The organism is Streptomyces sp. CA-179760 (assembly GCF_050937045.1).
Lineage (GTDB): Bacteria > Actinomycetota > Actinomycetes > Streptomycetales > Streptomycetaceae > Streptomyces.
The window spans coordinates 2,770,108-2,784,093 of record NZ_JBNJLZ010000001.1 but is presented as its reverse complement, the minus strand read 5'-3'; the positions used below and the strand labels follow the sequence as shown (position 1 = coordinate 2,784,093).

Here is a 13,986-nt window from a genome sequence, read left to right as displayed (position 1 = left end):
GCGCCCCTTCCCGTCAGCTCTTGGTGCGGAACTTGTGGATCGCGATGGGCGCCATCACCGCCGTGATCGCCACCGACCAGCCGAGCGTCACCCACAGATCGTGCGCGACCGGCCCGCCGACCATGAGACCGCGCGCGGCGTCCGCCAGCGTGGACAGCGGGTTGTAGTCGGTGAAGGCCTGCAGCCAGCCCGGCATCGAGGTCGTCGGCGCGAAGATCGACGAGCCGAACTGGAGCGGGAACAGCACCAGGAAGCCCATCGCCTGCACGGACTGCGCGTTCTTCAGGATCACGCCCAGGGTGAGGAACACCCACATGATCGACGAGGCGAACGCGGTGGACAGGGCCACGGTCGCGAGAAGACCGAGCCAGTTGGTGATCTCGAACCCGACCGCGACGGCGACGATCATCAGCACGGCGGTCGCGAACAGCATCCGCAGCAGCTCCACGGAGATCTTCGCGAAGAGTACCGAGCCGCGGCCGATCGGCAGGGACCGGAAGCGGTCCATGACACCGGAGTTGAAGTCCTGGCTGAAGCCGGTGCCGACGCCCTGGGACAGCGTCATGCTCATCATCGCGATCATGCCGGGGATCACGTACTGCACGTACTGGTCCTGCCCGCCGCCCAGCGCCTGCCCGATCGAGCCGCCGAACACGAACACGAACAGCAGCGTGAAGATGACCGGCATCAGCAGCGCGTCGGCCATCGACTCCGGGTCCTTGCGGATCCACAGCAGATTGCGGCGTATCAGCGCCCCGGTGTGGCGCAGATGGGCGCGCGGCGAGATACGGGCGTCCGCCTCGCCCTCGTGGATGGCTGCGGTGGCGGCGCTCATACGGCGACCTCCTGACGGTCGTCGGCGGGCACGGTGTCCTGCGGGGCACTGGCGCGGTGTCCGGTGAGGGACAGGAACACCTCGTCCAGGCTGGGCAGTTCGGTGGTGATGGAGGAGAGCGTGATGCCGCGCGCGGTGACCGCGCCGACCACGGCGGTCAGCTGCTCGTCGCTGAGGATCGGCACGAGGACGTCACCCCGGTCGGCGTCCACGGTCGTGGTGGCGAGCCCGGTGATCCCCAGCTCGTCCAGCGCGGCGGCGAGGGGCCGCAGTCGCACCGGGTCGGCCGGGCGTATCCGCAGCGCACGGCCGCCGACCTTGGCCTTCAGCTCCTCGATGGCACCGCCCGCGATGACCTGCCCGCGGTCGACGACCGTCAGCTCGGTGGCGAGCTGCTCGGCCTCCTCCATGTACTGGGTGGTGAGCAGCACGGTGACGCCGTCGCCGACCATGCGCTTGACCTCGTCCCACACCTCGTTGCGGGTGCGCGGGTCGAGCCCGGTGGTCGGCTCGTCCAGGAAGAGCACGGCCGGCCGGCCGATCATCGACGCGGCCAGGTCCAGCCGCCGCCGCATGCCTCCGGAGTACGTCGCCGCGGGCCGCTTGGCGGCCTCGGTGAGCGAGAAACGCTCCAGCAGTTCGTCGGCCCGGCCCCGGGCGCTCTTGCGGGGCAGATCGAGCAGCCGCCCGATCATGTACAGGTTCTCCCAGCCCGAGAGCTTCTCGTCCACGGAGGCGTACTGCCCGGTGAGCCCGATCACCCGGCGCAGCTGCCGGGGCTGCCGTACGACGTCGTAGCCCACGACGGTCGCCCGGCCCGAGTCGGGGGCGAGCAGCGTGGACAGGATGCGCACCAGGGTCGTCTTCCCGGCCCCGTTCGGCCCGAGCACCCCCATGACGGTGCCCTCCCGCACGTCCAGGTCGACCCCGTCCAGTGCCTTGGTCTCGCCGTAGTGCTTCACCAGCCCCCGCACGGTGACCGCGGCGCCGCCGGCGTGTGTGTCGATTCGCGTCATGAGACAGACGGTCTCAGGGCCCACCGACAAACCACCGACAAGCGACCGACAAGCGTCCGACAAGCCACCGGCAGCTCCGTGTCGGGGCCCCGGCACGGGGACGGCCCGCCGACTGGGGGAGGGCCGGCGGGCCGTCGGTGGTACCGCTGTGGCTCTAGTGGACGGAGTGCTCCTCCTGCGGGAACGTTCCGCCGACGACGTCCTCGGCGAACGCCTTCGCCGCACCGCTCATGACCTCACGCAGGTCGGCGTACTGCTTCACGAACTTGGGGACGCGCCCACCGGTCAGACCCAGCATGTCGGTCCACACCAGCACCTGCGCGTCGGTCTCGGGGCCCGCCCCGATGCCCACCGTCGGAATCTGCAGCACCCGCGTCACCTCGGCCGCGAGCTCCGCCGGGACCAGCTCCAGCACCACGGCGAACGCGCCCGCGTCCTGCACGGCCTTCGCGTCCCGCAGCAGCTGCTGGGCCGCCTCCTCGCCCCGCCCCTGCACGCGGTAGCCCATCGCGTTGACGGACTGCGGGGTCAGGCCGATGTGCGCCATGACGGGGATGCCGGAGTCGACGAGCAGCCGGATCTGCTCGTGCGACCGCTCGCCCCCTTCCAGCTTCACGGCCTGCACGCCCGCCTCCTTGACCAGCCGGGTCGCCGAGCGCAGCGCCTGCACGGGGCCCTCCTGGTAGGAGCCGAAGGGCAGGTCGCCGACGATCAGGGCGCGCGAGGTGCCCCGTACGACGGCCGCCGACAGCATGGTCATCTCGTCGAGGGTGACGGGCACGGTCGATTCGTACCCCAGGTGGCAGTTGCCCGCCGAGTCGCCGACGAGCATGACCGGGATGCCGGCCTCGTCGAAGACGGACGCGGTCATCGCGTCGTAGGCGGTGAGCATGGGCCACTTCTCGCCCCGCTCCTTGGCGGCGGCGATGTCGCGCACGGTGATACGGCGGGTGCCCTTGCCCCCGTACAGCGTCTTGGCGCTCTGGGCAGCCGAAAGCTGCGTCATTGCACGGCTCCTCACACGTCATCTCGAGGCGCCCTGACGGCGTCCCCGGACCACGTCCATGGTGGCACCTCGTGCCAAGCAGGGCTAGGGGAGGCCCTGTGAGTTCCACCCCGGTGCCCCGAAGCGGCCCCGCGAGTAAGAGCTCGGTAAGGGTATTCCAATACGAGACGGTCTCGTATCGAAATGGTTCTAGGCTCGACGGCATGACTACTCCTGCCGACCGCGCCGCCCCCACCGGCCCCCGGATACCGGAAGCGGTGCACCGGCGCCGCTGGGCGATCCTCGGTGCGCTGATGCTGAGCCTGCTGATCGTCGTCCTCGACAACTCGATCCTGAACGTCGCCATCAAGACGATCTCCACCCCGGCCCCGACCGGCCTGGGTGCCACGCAGAGCGAGCTGGAGTGGGCGATCAACGCCTACACCCTCGTCTTCGCGGGCCTGCTGTTCACCGCCGGGCTGCTCGGCGACCGGCTGGGCCGCAAGAAGGTGCTGCTCGGCGGCCTCGCCGTCTTCGGCATCGGCTCCGCGCTCGCCGCCTTCTCCGGCTCGCCGGGGGAGCTGATCACCTTCCGGGCCGTGATGGGCCTGGGTGCCGCGTTCGTCATGCCCGCCACCCTCGCCGTCCTCATGAATGTCTTCGAGCGCGAGGAGCAGCCGAAGGCCATCGGTATCTGGGCGGGCGGCGTCGGCCTGGCCATCGCCATCGGCCCGATCACCGGCGGTGTCCTGCTGGACCACTTCTGGTGGGGCTCGGTCTTCCTCATCAACGTGCCGATCGTGCTGCTCGCCCTCGCGTTGATGCTGTGGCTGGTGCCCGACTCCCGCGACCCGAGCCCGGGCCGCATCGACCCCGTCGGCGTCGTACTCTCCGTCGTCGGCCTTGTCCTGCTCGTCTACGGCATCATCAAGGGCGGCCAGCTCGCCGACTTCACCGACACCACCGTGCTGTGCACGATCGGCGCCGGTCTCGCCGTCCTCGTCGCCTTCGTGGTGTTCGAGAAGCGCAGCGACCATCCGTCCATCGACGTCACGTACTTCAAGAACAGTGTCTTCTCGGCCGCCATCGCCGCCATCGCGCTGGTGTTCTTCGCGTTGATGGGTGTGACCTTCTTCTCGGTCTTCTACACGCAGAGCGTGCGCGGCTACTCGCCGCTGCAGACCGGCCTGCTGATGCTGCCGCTGGCCGCCGCCCAGCTGATCTTCGCGCCGCGGGCCCGGCTGCTGGTCGACCGCTTCGGCAACAAGGCCACCACGACCGCCGGAATGCTGCTCATCGCCGCGATGCTGGCCGCCTTCGCCACCCTGGACGCCGACACGCCCATCTGGATCCTGGAAGTCATCTTCTTCTTCATGGGCACCGGCATGGCGCACATCATGACCCCGGTCAGCGTCGTCATCATGCAGGCCCTGCCCCGCGAGAAGGCCGGCTCGGCCTCCGCGCTCAGCAACACCTTCCGGCAGGTCGGCGGCGCCCTCGGCATCGCCGTCCTCGGCTCGGTGCTGTCCACGGCGTACCGCACGGGCATCGAGGACAAGCTCGGCGCGCTGCCTCCGGCCCTGCGCCACACCGCGGGCGAGTCCATCGAGGCCACGCTCGGCGTCGCGGCGAAGCTCGGCCCCGAGGGCAAGGCGCTCGTCACCCCCGCCTACGACGCGTTCCTGCACGCGATGCACATCACCGCCCTGTGGGGCGCGGGCGTCGCCCTCATCGGCACGGTCGTCGTGGCGCTGTTCCTGCCCGGCAAGCCCCCGGCGCCCCAGCAGGGCGAGGAGGAGAAGGAGTTGTCGGACACGCGGTCGTGACCCTGCGCGACAATGCATCTGACCAGCCAGCAAAGGACGGAGCGACGTGAGCCTCGCCGAACGGCACCCCACGAACGACGGCCCCCCGAGGGGCCGCCCCAGAAGCGAGGCCGTCGAACGCGCCATCATCGAGGGCGTGATGAGGCTCCTGGAGGAGGGCGTGCCCCTCGCCGAGCTGTCCATCGAGCGCGTCGCCCGCACCGCCGGCGTCGGCAAGGCCACCATCTACCGCCGCTGGAGCGGCAAGGAGGAACTCTTCGTCGACGTCGTGCGCGCCGCCGAACCCCCCGACCCGCCGCTCCCCGGTACGTCCATGCGCGACGACCTCGTGGTCCTGCTGGAGCAGGTGCGGCGGCGCGGCCTGGCCAACCGCTCGTCGGCGCTCCTGCACAGCGTGCACGCCCAGATGAAGAGCAGCCCGAAGATCTGGGCGGCGTACCACGCCACCGTCATCGAGCCCCGCCGCCGGCTCGGCCTGGAGGTGATGCGCCGCGGCCAGGAGAACGGCGAACTGCGCGCGGATGTCGACCTCGACCTGCTCAACGACCTGTTCGTCGGCCCCCTGCTGCTGCGCGCCGTCCTGCACCCGGACGCCGACCTGCCGGAGGGCCTCGCCGAACAGGTCGTCGACACGCTGCTCGAAGGGCTGCGTCCCGGCGTGCGTCCCGACGGGTCACCCTCCGTCAGTTCGGTCCCGCGACCGTCCTAGTGTGCGCGTTTCGTCACAGAGCGCGCTTTCACGGGCGGTGACCGGAACTCCCCGTGCGGACTCGTTCGTCCTCGCCCCCGTACGGCCGTCGGCGGACGGCGGGAACGGAACGGATCATCCCCTAGGGTCGTAAGGACACGGGGGGCGATGGTGTGCACGGCAGGCAGTGAGGCGACGGTATGGCGCAGCAGGCGTACATGACGGAGACGGACAACGGCGGCTCGGGGCCCGAGCGCCGGGGGAACCGGCTTCGGCGCCTGTTCGACCGGATGGCGGGCGGCCGACGGGGCGACCCGAGGATGTGGCGGCGCGGTCTGTTCGTCGCCGGCTGCGCGGTGCTGCTGGCGGTGGTCATGCTGGTGCACTCGCACATCCCCAACACCATCGGCAACCTGGGCAGCCTCATCGAGACGTTCCTGCCCTGGCTGGGGCTCCTCGTCCCGGTGCTGCTCGTGCTCGCCGTGGTCCGCAAGTCGGCGACGGCGCTGATCGCGCTCCTGCTGCCGTCGCTGGTCTGGCTGAACCTCTTCGGCGGCCAGCTCAGCGACAAGACCGCCACCGGCGGCGACCTCACCGTGGCCACGCACAACGTCAACGCCGAGAACCCGGACCCGTCCGGAACCGCCCGTGACGTGGCCGCCTCCGGTGCGGACGTGCTGGCCCTGGAGGAACTCACGGCGTCCGCGGTCCCGACGTACGAGAAGGCGCTGGCGTCGACCTACCGCTACCACGCGGTGCAGGGCACGGTCGGGGTGTGGAGCAAGTACCCGCTGACCGGTGTACGGGACGTCGACATCGACCTGGGCTGGACGCGGGCGATGCGTGCGACGGTGACCGCCCCGTCCGGGCAGGTCGCGGTCTACGTCGCCCACCTGCCGTCGGTACGCGTGAAGATGGAGGCCGGCTTCACGGCCCGGCAGCGTGACCGGAGCGCGGAGTTCCTGGGCGAGGCCATCGCCCACGAGCCACTGAAGAACGTCGTGCTGCTCGGCGACCTGAACGGCACCATGAACGACCGGGCGCTCAACGCCGTCACCTCCCAGATGCGCTCCACGCAGGGCGCGGCCGGCAACGGCTTCGGGTTCAGCTGGCCGGCGTCGTTCCCCATGGCGCGCATCGACCAGATCATGGTCAGGGGCCTGAAGCCGGAGAGCTCCTGGACCCTCCCGGAGACGGGCAGTGACCATCTGCCGATCGCCGCCCGTGTGAAGGTCGCCACAGACGGCTGAGTGCGGCATTAGGCGGAATAGCAGGCCTGAGAGACTTTGTTCCGTACTTGAACATACGAAAGTACGGATCCCCAGCAAGACTCGAAAGGCTTCCTCATGCCCCTGGCCCTGCTCGCCCTCGCCGTGGGCGCCTTCGGCATCGGTACCACCGAGTTCGTGATGATGGGGCTGCTGCCCGATGTCGCGGACGACCTGCACATCTCGATACCCAGCGCCGGCCACCTGGTGTCGGCGTACGCGCTGGGCGTCGTCATCGGCGCTCCCCTGCTGGCCGCGGTCACGGCCCGGATGTCCCGCCGCACGGTCCTCATCAGCCTGATGGGACTGTTCGTCGCGGGCAACGCCCTGTCGGCCCTCGCGCCCGACAACGGCTGGCTGCTGGCGGCCCGCTTCCTGAGCGGCCTGCCGCACGGCGCCTTCTTCGGCGTGGGCGCCGTCGTTGCGACCAACATGGTCGCCCCCGAGCGCAAGGCGCGCTCGGTCTCCCTGATGTTCCTCGGCCTGACGGTCGCGAACGTCGCGGGCGTGCCCGTGGCGACCCTCATGGGCCAGAACCTCGGCTGGAGGGCGACCTTCCTCGGCGTCAGCGCCATCGGCCTGGCGGCGATCGCCGCGCTCGCCTTCCTGATCCCGCACGACCACGAGCACACCACCGCACAGGGCCTGCGCGGCGAACTCGCCGCCCTGCGCTCCCTCCCGGTCTGGCTGTCGCTCGGCACCACGGTCGCCGGCTTCGGCGCCCTCTTCTCGGCGTACAGCTACATCACGCCGATGCTCACGGACGCCGCCGGCTACGCCGGTGCCAGCGTGACCCTGCTGCTGGCGCTGTTCGGCGTCGGCGCGACCGCGGGCAACCTGCTGGGCGGCCGGCTGGCCGACCACTCCCTGCGGGGCACGCTCTTCGGCGGCCTGACCTCCCTCGTGGTCGTCCTGGCGCTCTTCCCGCTGCTGATGCGCACCGAGCTGACCGCGGCCGTCGGCGTGATCCTGCTCGGCATGGCCGCCTTCGCCACCGGCTCCCCGCTCCAGCTGATGGTCATGGAGAAGGCCTCCTCGGCCCCGTCCCTGGCCTCCTCCGCCAACCAGGCCGCCTTCAACCTGGCCAACGCCGGCGGTGCCTGGATCGGCGGCCTCGCCCTGGCCGCGGGCTTCGGCGTCACGTCCCCGGCCCTGGCCGGCGCGGCCCTGGCCGTCCTCGGCCTGGCGGTGGCGTCCCTGGCGTACACGGTGGACCGGCGCCGGGCACCGGTCGCCGGTGGTCGCGAGCGGATCGTGGCGAGCCATGTTCCGCAGGAGACGGAAGCGGTGCACCACTGACAGGTGCCGGTACGCCGGCGCGATGACTCGGGCGGCGGTCCGTGGGCAGGTCCCACGGGCTGCCGCTCTGTTCACCGGGGGGTCTGGCGCCGCGCCGCGACGACCGCCGAACTGGTGGGCGTGGTGAGGACTTCGGTGGCGTCGAGGTCCGGATGCGTGAGGTAGAACAGCCGCAGCTCGTCCACCTGACCCTCGAACCTGGGTGGCCAGTCGGCGGACGGGGTGAAGTCGTCCAGGACGAGCATTCCACCGGGAGCGAGCAACTCGACGACCCGCCCGGGATCGTCCCGCTTGCCCCCGCCGTCGCAGAAGAAGACGTCGAACGGCGCGTGCTCCTCGAGCAGCCGCCAGTCCCCGGTCAGCACCCTCACACGGCCGTCGTCCGCGAAGACACCGGCCGCTCGCCGGGCTCAGCGACGCGGGCCTGCACACCTCGGGGGACCTCCCTGCGGCACTGTCCCAACTGGCCCGGAGCGGTATCACCTTGCTGGCCGACCCCCATGCCCGCCTCAAGGAGTGCGGCCGCCCCGGCTGCACCCGCGTCTACCTGGACCGCTCACGGGGAGGGCGGCGCGCTTGGTGCGGGATGGAGGAGTGCGGCAATCGCGTCAAGGCGGCGGCCTATCGGGCGCGGAGACGGGGCGCTGCCTGACCGGCGGCAGGCGATTTCAGTGCTGAACCACGGGAGCCCGCGCCATGCGACCGGACTCCCACAGGGTGTTCAGCGCGGCGGACGCCTCAGACCGACTCCCGCCACCCGTTCGTGATCGGTAGCCGCCGGTCCTTCCCGAAGCCCTTCGCCGAGATCTTCGTGCCCGGCGGGTACTGCCGCCGCTTGTACTCCGCCGTGTCGACCATGCGCAGCGTCTTCGTGACCAGCTCCCGGTCGAAGCCGGCCGCCACGATCTCGTCCGCGCCCTTGTCGTGGTCGACGTACAGGTCGAGGATCGCGTCCAGCACCGGGTAGTCGGGCAGCGAGTCCGTGTCGACCTGGCCCGGGCGGAGTTCCGCGCTCGGGGGCTTGGTGATGGAGTTCTCGGGGATCGGCGGGGTCTGGCCGCGCTCCCGGGCGGCCCTGTTGCGCCACTCGGCCAGACGGAAGACCGACGTCTTGTACACGTCCTTGATGGGGCCGTACGCCCCGACGGAGTCGCCGTAGAGCGTCGAGTAGCCGACCGCCAGTTCCGACTTGTTGCCGGGGGCCAGGACGATGTGGCCCTCCTGGTTGGAGAGGGCCATGAGGAGCGTGCCGCGCAGGCGCGACTGGAGGTTCTCCTCCGCGAGGCCCGTCAGGCCCAGCGAACCCATGTACGCGTCGAACATCGGCTCGATGGCCACGGTCCGGAAGTTCAGGCCCGTGCGGTGGGCCATCTCCGCCGCGTCGTCCTTGGAGTGGTCCGAGGAGTACTTCGACGGCATCGACACGCCGTACACGTTCTGCGCGCCCACCGCGTCGCACGCGATCGCCGCGACCAGCGCCGAGTCGATGCCGCCCGACATGCCGATCAGGACCGACTTGAAGCCGTTCTTCGCGACGTACGCACGCAGGCCCACGACCAGCGCCGAGTAGACCTCCTCGTCGTCGTCCAGGCGGTCCGCGTAACCGCCGGAGAGCTCTCGCTCGTACGGGGCGAGCGGCTTCTCCGAGACGACCACGCGGTCGATGCGCAGGCCGTCGTCCACCACGCCGGTGGGCGCGTCCGCCGACGCCTCCGGCAGGTCCAGGTCCAGGACCACACAGCCCTCGGAGAACTGCGGCGCCCGCGCCACGACCTCGCCGTCCTTGTCCACGACGATCGAGTCACCGTCGAACACCAGCTCGTCCTGGCCGCCGATCATGGCCAGGTACGCGGTCGTGCAGCCGGCCTCCTGGGCCCGCTTGCGGACCAGGTCCAGGCGCGTGTCGTCCTTGTTGCGCTCGTAGGGGGAGGCGTTGATCGAGACCAGCAGGCCGGCCCGCGCCGAGCGCGCCGCAGGGACCCGGCCGCCGTCCTGCCAGAGGTCCTCGCAGATGGCCAGGGCCACATCCACGCCGTGCACGCGCAGCACCGGCATGCTGTCGCCGGGCACGAAGTAGCGGAACTCGTCGAAGACGCCGTAGTTCGGCAGGTGGTGCTTGGCGTAGTTCAGGACCACCTCGCCGCCGTACAGCACCGCCCCCGCGTTCTGCGGCGCTCCGGCCGGCTGGCCGTACTTCGGCTGGGCGGTCGCACTGCGGTCGAGATAGCCGACGATCACCGGCAGCTCCCCGAAGCCCTCGTCGGCCAGCCGGCCGGCGAGGGCGCGCAGCGCCGCCCGGGAGGCCTCCACGAAGGACGACCTGAGGGCCAGGTCCTCGACGGGATACCCGGTCAGCACCATCTCGGGGAACGCCACGAGATGCGCTCCCTGCTCGGCGGAGTGCCGGGTCCAGCGGACGATCGACTCGGTGTTCCCGGCGAGGTCGCCGACGCTCGAATCGATCTGGTTCAGGGCGAGACGTAGTTGAGGCACGCCGACCAGTGTAATCGTCAGTGCGACACAATGGGGTGGTGTGGGTCACCCCACACCACCCCGGTCCACTCTCGGAGATCAGCGACGCCGGTACGACTCCACGTAGCCGCTCGCGGGCGAGCCCACGCCGGTGACGTCGTCGTAGCCCTTCACGGCCGCGAGCGAGCTGTCCTTGCCCAGGCTGCGCACGGACGTGGCCAGACCGTCCGTGGCGTCGTAGCCGTTCACGAAGTCGACGCGGGCCAGGGCGAGGCCGGAGCCCGTCGGGTTGTCGGTGACGTCGCGGTAGGCCTTCGAGCCGGCCTTCGCGTAGATCGCCGGGTTGGCGAAGCCGATCGCCTTCCCGCCGCGGGCCTCCTGAGCCAGGGCCTGGATGGCCGCGATCGTCGGCGCGGCGAGCGAGGTGCCGCCGATGCGGTACTCGCTGTACGCCTGCGTCTTCCCGTCCGGCTGGGTCTGCGTCTGCCCGACCAGGAACCCGGTGTTCGGGTCGGCGATCGCCGCGATGTCGGGGACGACCCGGTTGCCGGCCGCGTTGTTGGCCTTGGCCAGCGCGTCCGGCACGACACCCTGCTGGTAGGTCGGCTCCGCCACCGTCTTGCTGGTGCCGCCGCCCGCGCCGGAGGTGAAGGCGCCGGGGAAGCCCGTCCAGCTCTTGCCGTCGGCCGACAGGTCGGCCTTCTCGGTGCCCCAGCCGGTCTCCCAGAGGTACTTGTCGTCCTTGCCGACGGCCAGCGAGGTGCCGCCGACGGCGGTGACCCACGCCGAGTTGGCCGGGGAGTCGACCTGCTTCGTCCCGGAGCTCGCGACCTCGTCGCCGTCGTCGCCGGAGGAGAAGTAGAAGCCGATTCCCTCGACCGCGCCCAGCTGGAAGACCTGGTCGTAGGCCGCCGCGAGGTCGGGCGTCTGCGCGGCCTCCACCTCGCCCCAGGAGTTGGACACGATGTCGGCCAGGTGCTTGTCGACGACCTTGCCGAGCGCGTCGAGCAGGTCGGCGTCGGTGCAGGACGCGGCGCCCACATAGGTGACGTCCGAGGCCGGCGCGACCGCGTGCACGGCCTCGACGTCCAGGGTCTCCTCGCCGTACCAGCCGGAGGCCGAGCAGTCCTTGGTGTTCGTGTACTTCTTGGGCAGCACCTGGTGCAGCCGGCCGGTCTTCCACGCCGCGTCGCCGTTGCGCTTGGCGTAGGTGGCGGCGTCATAGGCGATGGTCGGCGAGGCGTACGCGTCCGTGATGGCGACCCGGACGCCCTTGCCGGTGCGCGTGCCCGCGCCGTAGGCGGCCCGCAGCTGCTTGCCCGTGTAACCCTTGATCGCGTACGGGATCTTCGTGCCGTAGGCGTCCGGCAGCGTGCTCGCCGTCTTCGAGCCGTAGTACGAGGAGAACGGCCCGGCGTTGCGGAACACGGTGTCCGGCGGCGGCAGCTGGTCGTCGTGCGTGACCATGTGGGGCGCGTCGTCCAGGCCGGTGACGGTCAGCACGGCGCCGGACAGGCTCTCCGGGACGGAGGCGGTGCTCGCCGGAGCCCGGTACGTCTTCGCGTCCTTGGCGAAGTTGTGCAGCTGGGCGCCGAAGGCCTTCTCTGCGGCGGCCACGTCACCGGTCACGGAGACGTAGTGCCGCGTGACCCCGGTGACCTTCAGGCCCGCGGCCGTCAGCCAGGACGTCACCGCCGTCACCTGGGCCTTGGTCGCGCCGAAGCGGGCCTGCGCCTTCTCGGCGGTCAGATACTTGCCGTACGAGGCGGACGCCGGGTCGGACACGGCCTTCGCGTAGGCGGCGAGACCGGCGGCGTCGCGGCCTCGGAGATACACCCGGGCCGACATCCGGGCGCCGTCCGAGGCGGCGCCCTTGTCTGCCTTGGCCGTGGCCCACGCTGGCCGGGTCCCGGCCAGCAGGTCGCGGAGCGGGTGGTCGGCGGCGTGCGCCGCGGGTATGCCGAGCGCCAGCGCACCGGCGAGCATCGGCAGTGTCGCCGCGATGCTCACTCCAGTGCGCGCCTTGGCGCGGTTGGATCTCATGGAACCCCCTGTGCGGTTCGTCGCGAGTGGATCACTCGACCGTCGCCACTCTCGCGACGAACCGTTCATGTCAGGGGAATGCGAAACCCAAGAAGCACCCTGCGCAGGCCAAGAAGTGCCCAAGACGCCGTAAGGCGGGGCGATTTGAGGCTTACGCCCCCTGGAGGTGGCGCCGGCGAGTCCCGCGCTAGGAGCGCGGCGCGGCGCCCCGCTCCTTCAGCAGGTCCGCCATGAGGCCGATCTCCGACTGCTGCGCCTCCACCATGCCCTGGGCGAGCCGCTTCTCGACGCCGACCGTGCACCTCTCCACACAGCCCTCGGCCATGTGGACGCCGCCCTTGTGATGGTCCGTCATCAGCTGGAGGTAGAAGACCTCCGCCTGCTTGCCGTTCAGCGTGCCGAGCTTCCTCAGCTCGGTATTGGTGGCCATGCCCGGCATCAGCGCGCCGTCCTTGCCGGAGGCCATGCCGCCCATGTCCATCCAGGCCATCGGCTCGGAGGACACCTTGGGCAGCCCCCACAGGTCGAGCCAGCCGATCATCATGCCGCGCTGGTTGGCCTGCGTCTGCGCGATGTCGTACGCGAGGCGCCGCACGTCCTCGTCCTTCGTGCGGTCGCGCACGATGTACGACATCTCCACGGCCTGCTGGTGGTGCACCGCCATGTCCCGCGCGAACCCGGCGTCCGCGGACTCGGCGGAGGGGGTCCGGCTGCTGCCCTCGTCCCCGGCGACGGCGTAGGTGATCGCACCGGCCGCGACGAGCGCCGTCGCCGCCGCCCCGGCGATCAGACCGGCATGCCTCACTGCGACAGCCCGTTCGTGCAGGCGGCACCCGGCTCGGGCGTCTGCTCGCCCTGCACGAACTTCTCGAAGAACTTGTCGACGTCCGGGTCGCTCGCGCCCTTCACCGTGCGCTGGTGACCCCACGCCGAGAGCATGATCGGGTCCTTCTGGTCGTCCATCGGGCTCATCAGCGTGTACGGCGTCTTCTTCACCTTCGCCGCGAGCGCGTCGATGTCGGCCTTCTTCGCGTCGGCGTTGTACGTCACCCACACCGCGCCGTGCTCCAGCGAGTGCACGGCGTTGGTGTTGTCGAGCGCCTTGGTGTAGACGTCCCCGTTGCAGTTCATCCAGACCTGGTTGTGGTCGCCACCGACCGGCGGCTCGGAGGCGTACTTCACGGCCTTGGCGACGTGGTTGCGGGCCAGCTTTCCTTCCCAGGTCTTCACGCCGTCCTCGCCCGTGACGAACTTCCCCTTGCCCGAGGTGTCACTCGCGGCGGCGGTGTCACTGCCGCCGTCGCCGGACTGGGACCGCACGAGCACGACACCGCCGCCGACGAGACCGCACACGACCACCACGCTGGCCGCGATGACGAGGATCCGGTTGCGGCGCTCACGGGACTGCTCGGCGCGCCGCATCTCCTCTATCCGCGCCTTGCGTGCCGTGCTGCTCTTGTTGGCGGAGCCCATGAGGTGTCCTTCGTGGGAAAGGTGGGACGGTCGGGTGGGCTGATCGTAATGGGGGAGACGGGGCGCCTCGTAGAGCGGCCG

12 protein-coding genes and 1 pseudogene are annotated in these 13,986 nt (G+C 70.7%); 5 read left to right on the top strand and 8 right to left on the bottom strand.

Annotated elements, in window-relative coordinates:
- Positions 1-13: 13 nt before the first annotated feature.
- The 3 genes from ACQEV8_RS12455 to panB all read right to left on the bottom strand — a co-directional run bounded on the left by ACQEV8_RS12455 (position 14) and on the right by panB (position 2,857).
- Positions 14-835: an ABC transporter permease gene (locus tag ACQEV8_RS12455; protein ID WP_432959706.1), complete on the bottom strand. Its 822-nt coding sequence runs from the start codon at positions 833-835 to the stop codon at positions 14-16.
- On the bottom strand, positions 832-1,851 hold the full coding sequence (locus ACQEV8_RS12450) for an ATP-binding cassette domain-containing protein (RefSeq protein ID WP_432959705.1): 1,020 nt from the start codon (positions 1,849-1,851) through the stop codon (positions 832-834). Before ACQEV8_RS12450 ends, ACQEV8_RS12455 begins: the two co-directional genes overlap by 4 nt.
- 154 nt (positions 1,852-2,005) lie before the next feature.
- A complete protein-coding gene (panB, locus tag ACQEV8_RS12445) occupies positions 2,006-2,857 on the bottom strand; it encodes a 3-methyl-2-oxobutanoate hydroxymethyltransferase (RefSeq protein ID WP_432959704.1) in 852 nt (283 codons plus the stop codon).
- Positions 2,858-3,060: 203 nt separating this feature from the next.
- Here panB and ACQEV8_RS12440 point away from each other — a divergent pair, with 203 nt between their 5' ends.
- From ACQEV8_RS12440 to ACQEV8_RS12425, 4 genes are all read left to right on the top strand, one after another.
- Complete coding sequence (locus tag ACQEV8_RS12440; protein WP_432959703.1) at positions 3,061-4,662, top strand: MFS transporter; 1,602 nt, start codon at positions 3,061-3,063, stop codon at positions 4,660-4,662.
- 46 nt (positions 4,663-4,708) lie between these two features.
- Positions 4,709-5,371 (top strand): TetR/AcrR family transcriptional regulator, encoded by a 663-nt coding sequence (locus tag ACQEV8_RS12435; protein ID WP_432959702.1) that lies wholly within the window; start codon positions 4,709-4,711, stop codon positions 5,369-5,371.
- Between the two features lie 269 nt (positions 5,372-5,640).
- Positions 5,641-6,600, top strand: coding sequence for an endonuclease/exonuclease/phosphatase family protein (locus ACQEV8_RS12430; protein ID WP_432972636.1), 960 nt, complete (start codon positions 5,641-5,643; stop codon positions 6,598-6,600).
- A 96-nt stretch (positions 6,601-6,696) separates the two neighbouring features.
- Positions 6,697-7,917 carry an MFS transporter gene (locus ACQEV8_RS12425; protein WP_432959701.1) on the top strand — a complete coding sequence of 407 codons (1,221 nt, stop codon included), beginning with the start codon at positions 6,697-6,699 and terminating at the stop codon, positions 7,915-7,917.
- 71 nt (positions 7,918-7,988) lie between these two features.
- On the opposite strand, the pseudogene ACQEV8_RS12420 reads toward ACQEV8_RS12425, so the two are convergent.
- A pseudogene (locus tag ACQEV8_RS12420) lies at positions 7,989-8,327 on the bottom strand (transferase); the annotation flags it as partial.
- 74 nt (positions 8,328-8,401) lie between these two features.
- On the opposite strand from ACQEV8_RS12420, the gene ACQEV8_RS12415 reads away from it, so the two are divergent.
- Positions 8,402-8,569: a CGNR zinc finger domain-containing protein gene (locus tag ACQEV8_RS12415; RefSeq protein ID WP_432959700.1), complete on the top strand. Its 168-nt coding sequence runs from the start codon at positions 8,402-8,404 to the stop codon at positions 8,567-8,569.
- 86 nt (positions 8,570-8,655) lie between these two features.
- On the opposite strand, the gene ACQEV8_RS12410 is transcribed toward ACQEV8_RS12415, so the two are convergent.
- The 4 genes from ACQEV8_RS12410 to ACQEV8_RS12395 all read right to left on the bottom strand — a co-directional run bounded on the left by ACQEV8_RS12410 (position 8,656) and on the right by ACQEV8_RS12395 (position 13,905).
- Entirely contained in the window at positions 8,656-10,410 is a 1,755-nt protein-coding gene (locus tag ACQEV8_RS12410) for an NAD+ synthase (protein ID WP_432959699.1), read from the bottom strand.
- Between the two features lie 78 nt (positions 10,411-10,488).
- Complete coding sequence (locus ACQEV8_RS12405) at positions 10,489-12,432, bottom strand: S53 family peptidase (RefSeq protein WP_432959698.1); 1,944 nt, start codon at positions 12,430-12,432, stop codon at positions 10,489-10,491.
- A 187-nt stretch (positions 12,433-12,619) separates the two neighbouring features.
- On the bottom strand, positions 12,620-13,237 hold the full coding sequence (locus tag ACQEV8_RS12400; RefSeq protein WP_432959697.1) for a DUF305 domain-containing protein: 618 nt from the start codon (positions 13,235-13,237) through the stop codon (positions 12,620-12,622).
- Positions 13,234-13,905 (bottom strand): DUF3105 domain-containing protein, encoded by a 672-nt coding sequence (locus ACQEV8_RS12395; RefSeq protein WP_432959696.1) that lies wholly within the window; start codon positions 13,903-13,905, stop codon positions 13,234-13,236. Before ACQEV8_RS12395 ends, ACQEV8_RS12400 begins: the two co-directional genes overlap by 4 nt.
- Positions 13,906-13,986: the final 81 nt, after the last annotated feature.